17 protein-coding genes are annotated in these 15,274 nt (G+C 64.9%); 11 read left to right on the forward strand and 6 right to left on the reverse strand.

Annotated elements, in window-relative coordinates; all coding sequences use genetic code 11:
- Nucleotides 1-8: 8 nt before the first annotated feature.
- Nucleotides 9-377 (reverse strand): hypothetical protein, encoded by a 369-nt coding sequence (locus NP3_RS19365; protein WP_063042997.1) that lies wholly within the window; start codon nt 375-377, stop codon nt 9-11.
- Between the two features lie 129 nt (nt 378-506).
- Nucleotides 507-902 carry a VOC family protein gene (locus NP3_RS19370; protein ID WP_063042998.1) on the reverse strand — a complete coding sequence of 132 codons (396 nt, stop codon included), beginning with the start codon at nt 900-902 and terminating at the stop codon, nt 507-509.
- Nucleotides 903-1,125: 223 nt separating this feature from the next.
- On the opposite strand from NP3_RS19370, the gene NP3_RS19375 reads away from it, so the two are divergent.
- The 9 genes from NP3_RS19375 to NP3_RS19415 all read left to right on the forward strand — a co-directional run bounded on the left by NP3_RS19375 (nt 1,126) and on the right by NP3_RS19415 (nt 9,320).
- Nucleotides 1,126-2,208, forward strand: coding sequence for a sugar ABC transporter substrate-binding protein (locus NP3_RS19375; RefSeq protein ID WP_063042999.1), 1,083 nt, complete (start codon nt 1,126-1,128; stop codon nt 2,206-2,208).
- A 76-nt stretch (nt 2,209-2,284) separates the two neighbouring features.
- Nucleotides 2,285-3,055, forward strand: a complete 771-nt coding sequence (locus tag NP3_RS19380) for an ATP-binding cassette domain-containing protein (protein ID WP_063043000.1) — start codon at nt 2,285-2,287, stop codon at nt 3,053-3,055.
- A complete protein-coding gene (locus tag NP3_RS19385) occupies nt 3,052-4,293 on the forward strand; it encodes a sugar ABC transporter permease (protein WP_063043001.1) in 1,242 nt (413 codons plus the stop codon). The genes NP3_RS19380 and NP3_RS19385 overlap by 4 nt, the downstream gene beginning before the upstream one ends.
- 27 nt (nt 4,294-4,320) lie before the next feature.
- A complete protein-coding gene (locus NP3_RS19390; RefSeq protein WP_063043002.1) occupies nt 4,321-5,514 on the forward strand; it encodes an ROK family protein in 1,194 nt (397 codons plus the stop codon).
- Nucleotides 5,515-5,700: 186 nt separating this feature from the next.
- Nucleotides 5,701-6,246 (forward strand): Rv3235 family protein, encoded by a 546-nt coding sequence (locus NP3_RS19395; RefSeq protein WP_157124400.1) that lies wholly within the window; start codon nt 5,701-5,703, stop codon nt 6,244-6,246.
- 189 nt (nt 6,247-6,435) lie between these two features.
- Complete coding sequence (locus NP3_RS19400; protein ID WP_063043004.1) at nt 6,436-7,659, forward strand: FAD-dependent monooxygenase; 1,224 nt, start codon at nt 6,436-6,438, stop codon at nt 7,657-7,659.
- Between the two features lie 126 nt (nt 7,660-7,785).
- The gene (locus NP3_RS19405; RefSeq protein ID WP_063043005.1) at nt 7,786-7,971 is read left to right on the forward strand and encodes a hypothetical protein; all 186 of its coding nucleotides are present in this window, start codon (nt 7,786-7,788) and stop codon (nt 7,969-7,971) included.
- On the forward strand, nt 7,968-8,606 hold the full coding sequence (locus NP3_RS19410; protein ID WP_063043006.1) for a class I SAM-dependent methyltransferase: 639 nt from the start codon (nt 7,968-7,970) through the stop codon (nt 8,604-8,606). The genes NP3_RS19405 and NP3_RS19410 overlap by 4 nt, the downstream gene beginning before the upstream one ends.
- A 12-nt stretch (nt 8,607-8,618) precedes the next feature.
- Nucleotides 8,619-9,320 carry a haloacid dehalogenase type II gene (locus NP3_RS19415; protein ID WP_063043007.1) on the forward strand — a complete coding sequence of 234 codons (702 nt, stop codon included), beginning with the start codon at nt 8,619-8,621 and terminating at the stop codon, nt 9,318-9,320.
- Nucleotide 9,321: 1 nt separating this feature from the next.
- Here NP3_RS19415 and NP3_RS19420 read toward each other — a convergent pair whose 3' ends face one another.
- Together NP3_RS19420 and NP3_RS19425 are read right to left on the reverse strand one after the other, a co-directional pair.
- The gene (locus NP3_RS19420; RefSeq protein ID WP_063043008.1) at nt 9,322-10,176 is read right to left on the reverse strand and encodes a class I SAM-dependent methyltransferase; all 855 of its coding nucleotides are present in this window, start codon (nt 10,174-10,176) and stop codon (nt 9,322-9,324) included.
- 32 nt (nt 10,177-10,208) lie between these two features.
- Nucleotides 10,209-10,841, reverse strand: coding sequence for a TetR/AcrR family transcriptional regulator (locus tag NP3_RS19425; protein ID WP_063043009.1), 633 nt, complete (start codon nt 10,839-10,841; stop codon nt 10,209-10,211).
- Nucleotides 10,842-11,294: 453 nt separating this feature from the next.
- Between NP3_RS19425 and NP3_RS19430 the strand changes: the two genes are divergently transcribed.
- On the forward strand, nt 11,295-12,692 hold the full coding sequence (locus tag NP3_RS19430) for a lipase family protein (RefSeq protein ID WP_063043010.1): 1,398 nt from the start codon (nt 11,295-11,297) through the stop codon (nt 12,690-12,692).
- A 115-nt stretch (nt 12,693-12,807) separates the two neighbouring features.
- On the opposite strand, the gene NP3_RS19435 is transcribed toward NP3_RS19430, so the two are convergent.
- Complete coding sequence (locus NP3_RS19435; protein ID WP_063043011.1) at nt 12,808-13,227, reverse strand: nuclear transport factor 2 family protein; 420 nt, start codon at nt 13,225-13,227, stop codon at nt 12,808-12,810.
- A gap of 104 nt (nt 13,228-13,331) precedes the next feature.
- On the opposite strand from NP3_RS19435, the gene NP3_RS19440 reads away from it, so the two are divergent.
- The gene (locus NP3_RS19440) at nt 13,332-14,318 is read left to right on the forward strand and encodes a helix-turn-helix domain-containing protein (protein ID WP_084508703.1); all 987 of its coding nucleotides are present in this window, start codon (nt 13,332-13,334) and stop codon (nt 14,316-14,318) included.
- Nucleotides 14,319-14,331: 13 nt separating this feature from the next.
- On the opposite strand, the gene NP3_RS19445 is transcribed toward NP3_RS19440, so the two are convergent.
- The gene (locus NP3_RS19445) at nt 14,332-15,234 is read right to left on the reverse strand and encodes an aromatic prenyltransferase (protein WP_063043013.1); all 903 of its coding nucleotides are present in this window, start codon (nt 15,232-15,234) and stop codon (nt 14,332-14,334) included.
- Nucleotides 15,235-15,274 lie beyond the last annotated feature (40 nt).

The raw sequence follows: 15,274 nt of genomic DNA on the forward strand, positions 1-15,274 counted from the left end.
CGCCCTGGTCACTGCAGCCACCCGCGCTGCTGACGGTCCCGGGAGTATTCGTCGTCATCAGCCGGGGCTACCACGCGATCACGGTTGGGCTTGCGGGTGCCCGGGATGACGGTGTTCCCGGCGGGCATCGGCCGGTCCGGCGGCCGCTGGTCCTCTATTGGTTCAGACCGGAGTCGCACCAACTCGGCTTCGCCCTGGGCGGCCAGCCGTTGCCGTTCCTCCTCCGGCATGTCCGCGAACTGCTGCATGGCGGCGGGCAACGTGCGATCGAGCACCCGATTGAATGCCTCGCTGTGCATCAATTCGCGTGCGCTGCCCTTGCCTTCGAGGACACCGCGCAGCTGCATCTTCAATTGCGGATCGGTGGTGGTATCCATCAGCACCCGAATCGCCCGGGACAGTTGGCGTGAGGCCCCGAGATCGCCGTGGGCCAGATCAATGGCTCTACCTCCGTGGAAATGGCTGTCGAGAGCTGCGTGAAATAGACTTGGGCGCTGGTCGCCGCGTTACCGTCCCACGTCGCGTCGACAGTCGTCGCGGCCGTCGGGATCGCTGATGTCGAGGGCGGCGCCGTAGGGCCCACGGTCGTGGATCTCGCCGTGGGGTGCGCCGAGTTCGTCGGCGCGCCTGATCAGTTCGGTGAAGGTCTCGAGGGAGTCGACCTCGAGCGCAAAGGCGTCGAAGTCGTTGAGGTGGGGGTGGCTCGCGCAGTAGGCGCGTTCGCGGAGGCCGATGTGGAGATCGGCGTTGGGTTCGAGGAGGACTACGCCGCGGACGGCGTCTTCCTCATAGACCTCGAAGACGGGTTCGAGGTCCAAGAGTTCGCGGTACCAGGCGACGCTTTTGGCGAGGTTGCTGACGGGGAGCTTTACCTGGCGGATCTTGTTGATTCCGAGCGGCATCGGCGGGGTCCTCTGCGTCGACGGCGGTTGGGGTAACGCTACTCGGTGGGGCGTTGAGTGGGCTGTCGATCGGGGCCGCGCCACACCGTAGCCGGATTGTTATGGCAAACAACAAATATCTTTGCGAAACGGCTGTGCTTCGGGTCACAGTGGAATATGTTGCACCAAACAACATTCGCTGCCTGGTCTGATCGGGCGGTGGTTCGACGAAAGGCTCGCCCTCATGCGTAAGGGGATCCTCGGCATTGCGGCCGTATCGGTCGCGCTTCTCACCTCGCTCACTGCCTGCGGGGACGACAACAAGGACTCCGGGGGTGGGGGCGCCAAGATCGGGGTGATCCTGCCGGACAGTAAGACTTCCGCGCGGTGGGAGACGGCGGATCGGAAGTATCTACAGGCTGCGTTCGACGCGGCAGGGATCAAGGCGGATATCCAGAACGCGCAGGGGGATAAGAACGCCTTCCAGACCATCGCGGATCAGATGATCACCAATGGCGCCTCGGTGCTGATGATCACCAACCTCGACAGCGGGACCGGCAAGGCCGTGATCCAGAAGGCGAAGTCGCAGGGTGTGACCGTAATCGATTACGACAGGCTGACTCTCGGCGGTGGGGCGCCGTTCTATGTGTCGTTCGACAATGTGAAGGTCGGCAAGTTGATGGGGGACGGGCTGTCCAAGTGCCTCACCGATAAGAAGGCGGTCAATCCGATCGTCGCGTATCTGAATGGCGGTCCCACCGACAACAACGCGACGCTGTTCAAGAACGGCTACGACAGCGTGCTGAAGCCGAAGTTCGATTCCGGTGAGTATGCGAAGGGGCCGGATCAGGCGGTGCCGGAGTGGGATAACACCAAGGCGGGCACCATTTTCGAGCAGATGCTCACCGGCACGCCGAATCTCGGCGGTGTGGTCGCGGCCAACGACGGGCTCGGCAATGCCGCGATCGCGGTACTGAAGAAGCAGAAGCTGAACGGCCAGATCCCGGTGACCGGCCAGGATGCCACGGTCCAGGGCCTGCAGAACGTGCTCGCGGGCGATCAGTGCATGACCGTCTACAAGGCCATCAAGTTGGAGGCCGATGCCGGTGCGAAGTTGGCGATCGCACTCGCGAAGGGGGAGAAGGGCGAGGCGAACAGCGCCGTCGACGATCCCGAGGCGAAGGCGAAAGTGCCCGCGGTGCTGCTGGAACCGAAGGCGATCTTCAAGGAGAACGTCAACGACGTCGTCGCGGACGGCTATGTCACCAAGGCCGAGCTGTGCACCGGCGAATTCGCCAAGCTCTGCGCGGATAACGGGGTCCGCTGATCGTGTTATCACGCCCCTTCCGCGATTTCGATGAGGGGATCGCGGAAGGGGCGCCCCAACTTGAGGAGCTCCACCCATGCCGGATACCCCGGTCATCGAATTACGCGGGATAGAGAAGAGTTTCGGTCCCGTCCATGTCCTGCACAAGGTCGCGTTCTCCGCGTACTCGGGTGAGGTGACGGCGCTGGTCGGCGATAACGGCGCGGGCAAGTCCACCCTGGTCAAGTGCATCGGCGGCACCCATCCGATCGATTCGGGGGAATTCCTGTTCGAGAGCAAACCGGTGCGTGTGCACAGTCCGCGGGACGCCGCCGACCTCGGGATCGAGATCGTCTACCAGGATCTCGCGCTCTGCGACAACCTCGACATCGTGCAGAACATGTTCCTCGGCCGGGAGAAGAAGCACGGCCTGGTTCTCGACGAGTACGGGATGGAGGAGCTGGCCGGAAAGACCTTGGCGGGCCTCTCGGTTCGGACGGTGAAGTCGGTGCGACAGCAGGTGGCGAGTCTGTCCGGCGGTCAGCGCCAGACGGTCGCGATCGCGAAAGCCGTGCTGTGGAACAGCAAAGTGGTGATCCTGGACGAGCCGACGGCCGCGCTGGGTGTCGCTCAGACCCAGCAGGTGCTCGAACTGGTTCGCCGACTCGCCGACAAAGGCCTTGCGGTGGTGCTGATTTCGCACAATATGAACGACGTTTTCGCGGTCTCGGATCGGATCGCCGCACTGTATCTCGGCCGGATGGCGGCCCAAGTGCGCACCGCCGACGTGACGCACGCGCAGGTCGTCGAACTGATCACCGCCGGTCGCAGCGGAAGCCTCGGCCTCGGAAATGGAGCAAGTGTATGAGCGCCGTGGTTACGGATAAGTTCGAGGCCACGTCCTCGCCGGTGACCGAGCTGGTCAACTCGTATGTCGGACGGGTGCGCAGCGGGAATATGGGTGCGCTGCCGTCGATTATCGCGCTGGCCGTGCTGTCGGTGGTGTTCTGGATCGCGCGACCGGTGTTCATGACGCAGGGCAATTTCGCGAATCTCCTGACCCAGGGTGCGGCCATCGCGGTGATCGCGATGGGGCTGATCTTTGTATTGCTGCTCGGTGAGATCGATCTGTCGGCCGGATTCGCCAGTGGCGTGTGTGCGGCGGTGCTCGCCGTATTGCTCACTGATAAGGGATGGCCCTGGTACGCGGCGGTTCTCGTCTCGCTGCTCACCGGCGTCGCGATCGGGCTGACCATCGGTGCGATCGTGGTGAAGATCGGAATCCCTTCGTTCGTGGTGACATTGGCGGCGTTCCTGGCATTGCAGGGTGTCGCGCTGAAGATCATGGACAACGGGCGCAATATCTCGATCCACGACGAGACGATCGTCGCGATCGCCAATAAGAATGTGCCGCCTTGGCTCGGCTGGGTCATGTACGTGGTGCTGCTGGCCGGATTCGCGTTGATCCAATACCGAAAACTGCGGGCGCGCACCAAACTCGGTCTCACCGGTGAGACCGCGCCGGTGATCGCACTGCGGATCGCGGCGGTCGCCGTGGTGGCGGGCGCTGCGGTGCTGATCCTCAATGACGAACGCAGTCGCAACCCGGCGATCAACTCGCTCGAGGGCATGCCGATCGTGGTGCCGTTGATCGTTGCGCTGCTGCTGCTTTGGACGTTCGTGCTCAACCGCACCTCGTTCGGCAGACATATCTATGCGGTCGGCGGCAGTACGGAAGCGGCCCAGCGCGCGGGCATTCCAGTCGATCGGATCAAGATCTGTGCCTTCGTGCTGTGTTCGACAATGGCCGCGGTGGGCGGGCTGATCGCGGCATCGCGGGCCAACTCCGTCGATCCGAATACCGGCGGCAGTGATGTGTTGCTGACGGCTGTCGGAGCGGCCGTGATCGGCGGTACGAGTCTGTTCGGCGGGCGCGGCCGGATGCTCGACGCGGTGCTCGGTGCGGCGGTGGTCGCGGTGATCAATAACGGAATGGGCCTGATGGGCTACAGCGCGGGCACCAAATTCGTTGTGACAGGATTCGTGCTGCTGTTGGCAGCGGGAGTGGACGCGCTCTCGCGCAAGCGTGCGTTGCCAGGAAGTTGACCAACGACCGGGAGGAGGTTCGCCCGAATGAGAGCTGCACCTTCCCCGGACGAGATCCGGCGGCAGAACCTTGCCGTGCTGCTGCGGCATGTCCACTCCAGCGGACCCATGTCCCGGACCGCGCTCGCCGAGCGAATGGGGCTCAATCGCAGCACCATTCTGGCGCTGACCGCCGACCTCGCTGCCGCCGGTCTGGTCAGCGAGGAGCTGCCGGGACAGACGGGGAAGGCGGGACGGCCGTCGCTGGTGGTGCGGCCGGAATCGGAGCGGGTCTACGGGTTGGCGCTGGATGTCGGGGCGGATCGGCTCGCGGCGGCCCGGGTCGGCCTGGGCGGGGTGGTGCTCGATCGGCGGGAAACGCGCCGTCCCAGTGGGACATTCGATCCGACTGATGTGATCGGTGCGCTGGTGGACCTCGCGGAGAACATGATCCGCGGGTCCGGGCCCGAAACGGTGTGTGTGGGTGTGGGAGTCGCGTTCTGTGGAATGGTGCGCGAGGAGGACGGGGTCGTTCGGTACGGGCCGAATATCGGGTGGGTGGATGTGCCGGTCGGGGCGCTGCTTTCGGAGCGACTCGGGTTGCGCGTAGTGGTCGGTAATAATGCCAACCTCGGTGCGCTTGCCGAACGGGAGCGCGGCGTCGGCGTCGGGGTCGCGGACATGATCTATCTGCACGGTGAGGTCGGTATCGGGGGCGGAATCATCATGGGCGGCAAGCTGCTCGGTGGTGAGGGCGGATATGGCGGCGAGGTCGGGCACATGATCGTGAATCCGGGTGGGCGGGCGTGCACGTGTGGGTCGCATGGTTGTCTGGAGGCCGAGGCGGGCGAGCTCGCGTTGATCGCGGCCGCCGGGCGGCCGGATCTCACCGGGCGTGCGGCGGTGGAGGCGATCGTGGATGCCGCGGCGCGCGGTGATGCCACTGCCCGAGATGCGTTGCACCAGGTGGGGGATTGGCTCGGATACGGCGTTGCCAACCTGGTCAATATCTTCAATCCGACGATGGTCGTGTTCGGTGGGGTGCTTCGCGAGATCTACCTCGCCTCCGCCGCGCAGGTCCGCAGCAGGCTCGCGGTGAACGGTCTACTCGCGGTGCGTGAACGAGTTCGCTTGCGCACCTCCGCACTTGCCGACGACGCCCCCCTCGTCGGTGCCGCCGAACTGGCCTTCACCGACGTCCTCACCGACCCGCTGCAAACCCTGGCCCGCATCTCCGGCTGACTCGCATCAAGATCAGGTGGAATCTGTGCGGGCATCAGCCGAGAAGCCTCGACCAGCAGTGCCACCTGATCTTGATTGTTGACGCCAGAGCGGTCGCTTGGGTGGTTTACCTGCGGCGATATTCGTGGAATGCTGTCGCGGTCCGAGCTCGGGGGTAGTAGTTCGAACTCATTTGGGGGTGCTTCATTGGAGAGACATCCGTCGGGGCTTTCGTATGCGCCGAGGACCGAGCCGCCGTTGTTGCCGTACCGTCCGGCCGGGAGCCGGGCGGAATTCGAGGATCCGCCGCGTGCGTCGCCGTGCCGTACGCCGTTATCGCGGAACGATCAGACCGGACGATCCGGTCCGGCGGGTGTGCGGCGGGCGCTCAGTGCCGGGCATGCCGAGTTGCCGCCGGTCGTCGAATTGGATTCGACGGCACAGCAATTCGTCGAGCGAGCGCTGCGGCTGGCACTCGAGATACTCGACCACCGCCGCCCCGTCGCCCAACTCGCCACCATGGCAACGCCCGCGGTGGTCTCAGCGGTGCGGACCATAGTCCGAGCCGACCTCGCACCCGGCCGCGCACTCGGCGTAGCGGTGCTCTACCGCGCGGGCCTCATGATGGTCGACGCTTCGACCGCGGAAGTCTTCGCCACCTACGACCGCGGCCGCCAACACTTCGCCATAGCGGCACGCATCGCCCGCACCCGCTCAACGGACTGGCGGCTCACCGTTTTCCGGGTGCGGTAGGTTCCGACGCGCGATCCGATGGTCGCCACGGTGCTGATTTCGTTCCGCACCGTGGCTTGACCGCTCAGCCGCACCGATGAATTCTGGGTGGATCCGTCGTCGATACCTCTGGATACACCGACAGCGGTGCGTCAGAGCAGAAGCAATCGATCCGGGACAGTGATCCGGCGGGGTGAGTGGGAGGCAACAATGAGCGGTACCAGAGTGTTGGTGGCGGGGGCGAGCATCGCGGGACCCGCGCTGGCCCACTGGCTGCGTCGGCGGGGAGCCGAGGTGACCGTGGTGGAGCGGGCCCCCGAGCTGCGTCCGGGTGGACAGGCGGTGGACGCACGCGGGGTGACCAAGGAGGTCATCCGGCGCATGGGGCTGGACGCGGCGGTGCGCGCGGCCTGCACCCAGACCATCGGCGCGCACACCGTGGACGCGGACGGCAACGTGCTGGAGACCTTCCGCGTGGACGACGACGGCGGCGACGGATTCATCGCGGAGATCGAGATCCTGCGCGGTGACTTGTCGCAGGTGCTCTACGACGACACCCGCGACGGTGTCGAATACATTTTCGGCGACCGGATCGCCGAGCTCACCCAGGACGCCGACGGGGTCGACGTGGGTTTCGCGGGCGGCGACCGGCGACGTTTCGACCTGGTGATCGGAGCGGACGGGCTGCATTCGGCGCTGCGCACAATGGTTTTCGGACCGCATGAGCAGTTCGTCCGCCACCTCGGGCACGTGCTGGCCTTCTATAGCGTGCCCAACGAGTTCGGGCTGGACCGCTGGCTGATCGAGTACCAGGAGTCCGGGCGCTCCGCCGGGCTGCGGCCCATCCAGGACGCCACCCGGGCGATGGCCATGTTCTCCTTCCCGGCGGCCGACCTCGACGTCGACTACCGCGATGTCGCGGCCCAGAAGCACTTGCTGCGCGAGCGGATTGGCGGGCTGGGCTGGTTGACCCCGGGCATCCTCGCGCACTTGGACGACACCCCGGACTTCTACCTCGACCAGGTCGCCCAGGTGGTGATGGACCGATGGTCGAGCGGGCGGGTGGGGCTGCTCGGGGACGCGGCGTTCAGCTCGTCGCCGATGTCCGGGCAGGGCACCGGGCTGGCCCTGGTCGGCGCCTACCTGCTGGCCGGAGAGCTGGCCGCCGCCGGGTGGGACCCGGCGGCCGGGTTCGCCGCCTACGAGGGCCGGATGCGCTCGTTCGTCGAGGCCAACCAGGAGATCGCCCAATTGAACGCCCGCAGCCGCGACGTCCCCGGGCCGGACACCGAGCCGGGCCCCGATTTCACCGGAGAGTGGTTCGCCGAGTTGGTCGAGCGCGCGATCAACGGCGTCGAGCTGCCCGACTACGCGGGGGTGCCGGACGCCGGGGCCCCGGCCGGAACGCCGATCGCCTCCTCGGCCAGGCCGTAGGAGTCACATAACGTGCCGAGCGGGACAACGCCTCGGTCGGCCACCGCTGGACTGCGTCCGCTCACACCGCGATCCGCGCCCTGGGCAACGGTTGTCGCGTGTTGCCCAGGGCGTTCGAGTCAGCGGATGATCTCGCGTTCGGACAGCCCGTCGGCCGTACGTTCCGACCGATTGCCTGGTGTGCTCGGCGGCGAGTTCGGCAATGCGCCGCTCGAGCCGGTCTGGTTGGCGTTGCCGTGGCTGGCCGTCTCCCGGGGTCGGTATGTCCACGGCAGGCGCGGGTTGCGGGGCGGAACTACGCTGGCTGGATGATCGGCACGCGGCGCAGTTATGACCTGGTGGCCGAGCGTTACGCCGATGAGCTCGGGGATGAGTTGCTTGGGAAGCCGTTGGATCGGGGGATGCTGGAGGTGTTCGCCGAACTCACCGACGGGGGTGTGGTCGCGGATATCGGTTGTGGGCCTGGGCATGTCGCTGCTTATCTTGCGGGGCGGGGAGTGCGGGCTATCGCGATGGATCTTTCGCCCGCGATGTGTGGGGTGGCGCGGCGGACTACTTCGGTGGCGGTTGGGGCGGCCGATATGACCGCGCTGCCGGTGCGGGCGGAAGCGTTGGCGGGGGTGGTTTGCCTGTATGCGGTGATCCATTTGGACGAGCACCAGCGGGCGGCGGCCTATGCGGAGTTCGCGCGGGTGTTGCGGCCGGGTGGGCACGCGCTCATCGCGTTTCACACCAGCGATGCGGACTTTCCGGATGGTGGGGCCAAGACGCTCACCGATTGGTGGGGCCAGCAGGTCGACCTCACCTTTCGTTACCTGGACCCGGACGCTGAATCCGAAGCCTTGGTGAGGGCTGGTCTGGTTCCTGAGGCGCGCTTGGACCGTGAACCACATCCGGATACCGAACATCCGAGCCGACGCAGCTATCTGCTGGTCCAACGCGTGTAGGGAAAGGCGCGAATTGTGTTGCGAGCATTACTTTTCGATGTGCAGGGTACGGCGACGGATTTTCATTCGACCGTCTGCGCGGACGCGCGCCGCATCGGCGGTGCCCGATATCGCCACATCGATTGGCCCGGTTTCGTAGACCATTGGCGCGCCGAGTACTTCGCCGCGCTCCGGAAAGCCGAGCCCGACCGAGACAACTGGGTCACCGTGCATTCGGTCTACGCCAACGCACTGGACGGCCTACTGGGTGACTACGGCATCGACCTATCACCCGACCAACGCGCCGATCTCACCCTCGCCTGGCAACGACTCGAACCGTGGCCCGATGTCGTCGCCGGATTGACCAGGCTCGCAAGCAAATTCGCGATCGCAACCCTGTCGAATGCGGATGTCGCCGCCGTGATGAACATCTCGAAGCGCGCCGCGCTGCCGTGGGATGCGGTGTTCACCGCCGAGATGGCTGGTGCGTTCAAGCCCGACCCCACGGTGTATCGCATGGCCGCACGGTATCTGGGGCTGGAGCCTGCCGAGATCATGATGGTCGCCAGCCACAAATACGACATCCAGGCTGCGGGCGCACTGGGCTTCCGTACGGCCTTCGTCGCACGGCCACTCGAGTTCGGCGCCGGTGGTGACGTGGACGTTTCCTTCGACGACGATTTCGACGTCAACGCCACCGACTTCCTAGATCTCGCAGACCAACTCGGCTGCTGACCTACCCGGTTCGCATGGCACACAGCACATGTGGCGGAGCGATGGAACCCTGTCGGGGTTCGATACCGAGGTAACCGGCGACGAGATGCGGTGCGTCGCGATCGTCGATTCGGTCGAATCCCGCCTCCCGCAAGACATTTGCGATCTCATCGGCGGTAAAGAAGCTGAGCCATGGCTCGCCGATGGACGCCACCAAATCGGCTCGCGCGGTGCGCTGATCCATCTCCTCGCCTTTGGAAGCCGAAGCGGGATAGATATAGTCGAACACCAACCGCACCGGTGTCGCCTGACCCGCGACGAACCGTAGGGTGTCCAGGATCGTGTCCCGAGTCAGATACATGATGACACCGAGCCACACGAAAACGGCCGGGCGGCGCCGATCGAACCCGGCGGCAGCCAATCCTGCTGCGAGCGTCTGGCTTTCGAAGTCGACGGGCGCGAAGATCAGCGACGACGGAAGTTCGATGCCCGCCGCATCGAGCCGCTGCCGCTTCCACTCCTGGGTATCGGGATGATCGACCTCGAACACCCGCACATCCGGATGCGGGTTGCGGTAGGCGAAGGTGTCCAGTCCGGCACCCAGAATCACCACCTGCCGGGTGCCTGCGGCCACGGCGTCGGCAACGGTGTCCTCGGCGAAGCGCGCGCGGGCGGCCAGGAACAGACGGCGTCGGCGACGCATGTCGGTGTCATCCTGATATTTCGTGGTCTCCAGGTCGGCCAGTTGATCTGGCGTGATGCCCGCGATCCGAACGGCCAGCGGATCGGTGAAGATGCGCGGCTCACCCGCGATCTGATGGTAGGCGCGAGCGTAGGCCGTGGCGAGCGCGGTGCGACTTGGCTGACCGAGTTGCATACGCCGAACTTACGTGGACGCTGCCCGGCGCGCTATTCCTCGGTGATGATCAGCGAGGTGGCGATGGGCGCGAGCACCTCGACCAGTTGTGTGATCGGCGGGCGCGGGTCGGCCAGAATCCATTCGTGCGCGACGCCGTTGATCGCGCCGATGAGTGCGCTTGCCGCCCAGGTGATTCCACCACGGACGCGGATATCCGGGCCCGCGATCGAGATGAGCAGCGCCTCGATTGCCCCCGCCCACGCGTGGCGGCGCTCACGGCGGTGCTTCTCCATGCGTTCGCTGACCCCGACCACCTCGACGAAGGCGACCTTGGCCCGGTACGGATCGGAGCTGATCGAACCGATGAACGCCGTCAGCACCGCGGTGAGCCCGGCCGCGATATCCGTATCCGGACCCAGCGCCGCAACGGCCTGCCCGACAACAGCGGCGGACTGGTCCTGGATGTAGTCGTAGGACGCGATGAGCACGTCTTCCCTGGTCTGGAACTCCTCGTAGAACTGCCGCTTGGACAGTCCGGCCGCGGTGCACACATCGGCCAGCGAGCAGTCGGCATAGCCGCGCTCGGCGAAGGTCCGGATGGCGGCGTCCAGGAACCGCTGCCGTCGCTCGGCCTTGCGCTCGCTCACCGCGCGCCCGCCGTACTGCCTGTCCACGATGGTCACAGCTCCGCCTCGCTGGCGCTCGGTTCCGCTGCGACCAAGGGGGTTGTGTCTTTGGTTCCCTCGCTGTGCTCGGTCACAAGCACCACGGTATCCGAGCAGCCACGCGGACTGCTCGGTGTGCTGTGACGGCTCGGTCAGCCCAGGATGAAGGATCTGCCCAGCGCATCCTGTGCGCCATAGAAGAGTAAGAAGACGTAATACAGAACCGTCGAGACCGGTTCATTGAGCACGTGCATGTTTCCTCGGAGCTTCCCCAGCAAGCTATCCGGCACCAACCGGCCGGTTCGGTGAACCGAAAGTTACGGCATATTCCGCCGCTCGGCACATCGAGTCGGCGAATCGGGTCTATTTCTGCCCAAGACCGCGGCCGTTATTGCGATGCACATCACGTCTGTGTCATAGTCGCCAATATGTGAGACGGAGTGGTCTCACAGTAGGCGAAGGGGCTGGAAGTTGATCAATCCGCTGGCGGGTCGCGCCCGGCGAATCATGTTCTCGGCCGGAGTCACGGCCATCGCACTGCTCGCGACGACCGCGGTCACGGTCGCCGAGCCGCCGGAGGATCCGGCAGCGGTGCAACCCGCGGCACCGGTTCCGCTGCCGCCCGAATTGGATCCGGGTTTCTACCATCCGGCGGCAGAGCTCGTCGCGAGCAAGGCGCCGGGCGAGATCATCTCGGCGCGGCAGGTCAATGTCGCCAACTTCGGGTTGATTCCGGTGAATGTCGATGCGTGGCAGGTCTCCTACCGCTCGAACAACAGTCGGGACGAGGCGATTCCAGCGGTCGCGACGGTCGTGAAGCCGCGCGGCTCGGCACCGGACAAGCTCGTATCGATGCAGATCGCCGAGGATTCGTTGGCCGGGTACTGTGCACCTTCCTATGCGCTGCAACAGTTTTCGGTCAGTCCGTTCGTCGGGCAGGTCGTCGCTCCTGCCGAGTGGGTGATTGCGCAGGGCGCGGTGCAGCAGGGCTGGGCGGTCGTCATTCCCGATCATCAGGGACCGAACAATGCCTACGCGGCCGGACCGCTGGCCGGGCGGATCACTCTCGACGGCATCCGCGCGGCGCGCAATCTCGAGCCGATGCGGCTCGCGCCGGATACCCGGATCGGGCTGTACGGCTACTCGGGCGGGGCCATTGCGACCGGTCACGCGGCCGAGTTGAAGCAGGGCTATGCGCCGGAGCTCAATATCGTCGGCGCGGCCGAGGGCGGTGTGCCCGCCGATCTCGGGGTGACGCTGAATGTCGCGAACAACCAGCTCACCTCCGGTTTGGTCCTGGGCGCCATCAACGGGCTCACCCGTGAGTATCCGGATTTCGCCCGATTCATCGACGGGAATATCGATCTGCTCGGCCGGGCGGTGTCGACTGTGCAGGGCGGGCTGTGTGTGCAGTATGTATCCGCGTTGCTGCCGTTCCTGAACCTGAAGGGCATGCTCCGGGTGCCCGGCGATCCGATCCAGCACCCGGCGGTCGTCGATGTGCTCGACAAGACCCGCATGGGTAAGTCGGTACCCGATATGCCGATGTACATCTGGCAGGGCAATCCGGATGAAATCATTCCGGTGGGTCAGGTCAACACGCTGGTCGATACCTACTGCCAAAGCCCTTCCGCGAGTGTGCGATACACCCGCGAGCACTTTGCGGAGCATGTTGTCACCGAGGTGTCGGGCACTGCTCCCGCCCTCCTGTGGCTGCGTGACCGGCTCAATGGTGTTCCGGCACAACAGGGTTGCAGCACCGCCGAGGTGGGCTGGTTGGCCTTGGATCCGAACGGAATCGAGCTGTTGAAGTCGACCTTCGGCGAGACCTTCGCCTCATTCTTCGGTAAGCCCATCGGCGTGAAGTGAGCTGTTCCGGTCCGGATCGACCGATCCGGACCGGAGGTGAGCTAGCGGGTGCCGTGCTGGAGCCCTCGATGATCGGGCCGAAGTTGTTGCCATAGCTGCCGAAGAGATGGCACTCTCAGTCGGCGCTGAACATTTCCTCTGCGCGACGGGTGTCCATGTACTCGCGCACGCGGTGGATCAGACCGTCGCGCAGTTCGAAGATGAAGCAGTAGTCGTTGTCGTAGTGGTTGCCGTTCATCAATGTCGCCCGCATCCGCTCCTCCACGACGACCGTCGCGGCCTCGGCGATGACGGCAGTGAACTGCACGCTTCGATCGGATACGAACACGGCCGGAAACTCTCTGGTCAGAAAGTGCACGATGCGGTCACGACCGACCAGGTGATTGGTGCCGTCGAGGGCGCGGGCGGTGGCGTTCTGCGGCGGTGCGAGCCATTCGGCATCCGGGGTGAATACCGCGGCAATGCGGTCGGGGTCCTGGGTCGCGAATTCGCGCCAGGCTCGGATGATCACATCTTTGCTCGTCTGTGCGTCCATTCGGCCAATCCTGGGTGGGCCGCGGCCGCCGATCACGCCATATCCGGACAGACCGTGTCCGGATATGGCTGGTCGGTGCGCGGCTCGGAGCGCAGACTCGGGGGATGGGATCGTTCGAAGGCGTCGTCACGACCGGCATCTACTGCTTGCCGCCGTGTCCCGGACGCCCCCGAGCGGAGAATGTCGTCCCCTTCACCTCCGCTGCGGGTGCCGAGGCGGCGGGGTTTCGGGCGTGCCACCGCTGTCGGCCCTATCGGAGTGATCGAAAGCCCACGAGCGCATCCGAATTGGTCTGTCGCGCTATCGATCTCATTGCCGTGGGTGTACTGGACGAGGGCAATGAGGCGGAACTCGCCGCGCGGCTGGCAGTGTCGGAACGTCATCTGCGACGGATGTTCCACGAGCAGGTCGGTGCGACGCCGGATCAGCTGGCCCGTTCGCGGCGGGCGCATTTCGCGCGACGACTACTGGACGATACCGATCTGTCGGTCACCGACATCGCCTTCGCCGCCGGATTCGGGAGCCTGCGTCAATTCAATCGGGTGATGGTCGCGATATTTCGCGCAACACCTGTCGAGTTGCGCAAACGTCGGCGGCGTGCGGACCGGCTGGTCGCGGATGGCGGTCTCGCGCTGCGGGTGCCGGTGGCCGAGGGGACGAACATCGAGCGGCGATTGGCACAACTGGCGCGCAGCGCGATCGCTGGTGTCGAGAGCGTCACGTCGACCCGCTACCGGCGCACGATCGACATGGACGGTGATCCGGGCGTCATCGAAATATACTCAGCCGCAACAGATGCCGCGCTTCTCCTGGTGCATGTACCGCATATCGAGGGCCTGATCCATCTGGTGTCCAGGGTGCAGCGGCTGCTCGCAGGGGAGCCGTGGGACCCATTCGAAAATGACATCCGCGGTGTCGTGTCGGACAGCGATGCTCTCGACGATCTCGTCGCGGCCTATGGCAAACCCGTCGGCGGCCTGGAGCAGTTCGGCCTTTCCTATCTCTTCCCGACCCCGACGATGCTCGCCGATTACCCGAGCGGTCTCGATGCCATTGGCGCACAGGCGATCCTGACCGCGCTCGTGCACTGAGACTCCAGGCAGTTTATGAATCGGATGTCTTCATCCTGTCCAGTATTCTGGGTTGCCATTGGTAAAACCAACTGAATTTGTAGGATTCTCCCTTGGGCGACGAGGTCGCGGCATAGGTGAATCGACGGTCGTTTGTGCTGATCGGAACTTTGTCGACGAGTTGCTCGAAGCGCGGTTCGATCGGGACTGGGAGCGTTCTCGGGTCGGGTGTGATCACGGGGAAACAGAGGCGTTCGATCCGAGGAGATTCCCAGCTGAAGGTGGCGTATATATCGAATGCTTTCTCGGTGAGCGAGAGGAATTGGTCGCTCGGGTCCGGAAATCCGGCTTCTCGGTGCAGTGACGTGATGGCGCTGGGTTCGAAGCAGTCGGCAGGCAGACCGGGGAAATACACGTTCATCGTCTTGTCGTGGTAGTCGATGCCGAGCAAGCCGACTCTGTCCTCCAGGCCGTGACGTGCGAACATGCGGACGTGGTCGGCGAGACCGGGCGGCATGGACGGGAGTGCGGCAAGCTCCGATACCTTTTGCACGCCATCGGCAGGAAAGAACGGCCAGACTTTCTTGAAGCCGCCGACTACACCGATGTCGATCCCGTAGCTGTCGATGGGGCACTGTTTCCGGACCTGGTCCAGCAGAGCGCCAACCGGATGATCGGTCTCGGGAATCAGTTTGTTGGCAAGGGCGATGTTGTAAGGGTCGGTGTCTCTCGGCAGCGTCAAAAAACGGTAGTCGAGGTCTCCCGAGCGGCGGGCCTCGGTGACCACTCTGAAAGAGATCACGGACTGTGTGAGCATCGTGCCGTATGCGGTCAGGTTGGGCCAGACCGTGTCTCGCGTGCAGGGGACGTTCCACAACCGCGCGGATTTCTCAATGGCCGCATAGAGATCGTCCAGCTCGGATTCTGTGGTGGGCATGCGTCCTTCCAAAGATGATTGCTACGAACAACATCGCGGT

The organism is Nocardia pseudovaccinii NBRC 100343 (assembly GCF_001613225.1).
In the GTDB taxonomy this organism is placed as follows: Bacteria; Actinomycetota; Actinomycetes; order Mycobacteriales; family Mycobacteriaceae; genus Nocardia; species Nocardia pseudovaccinii.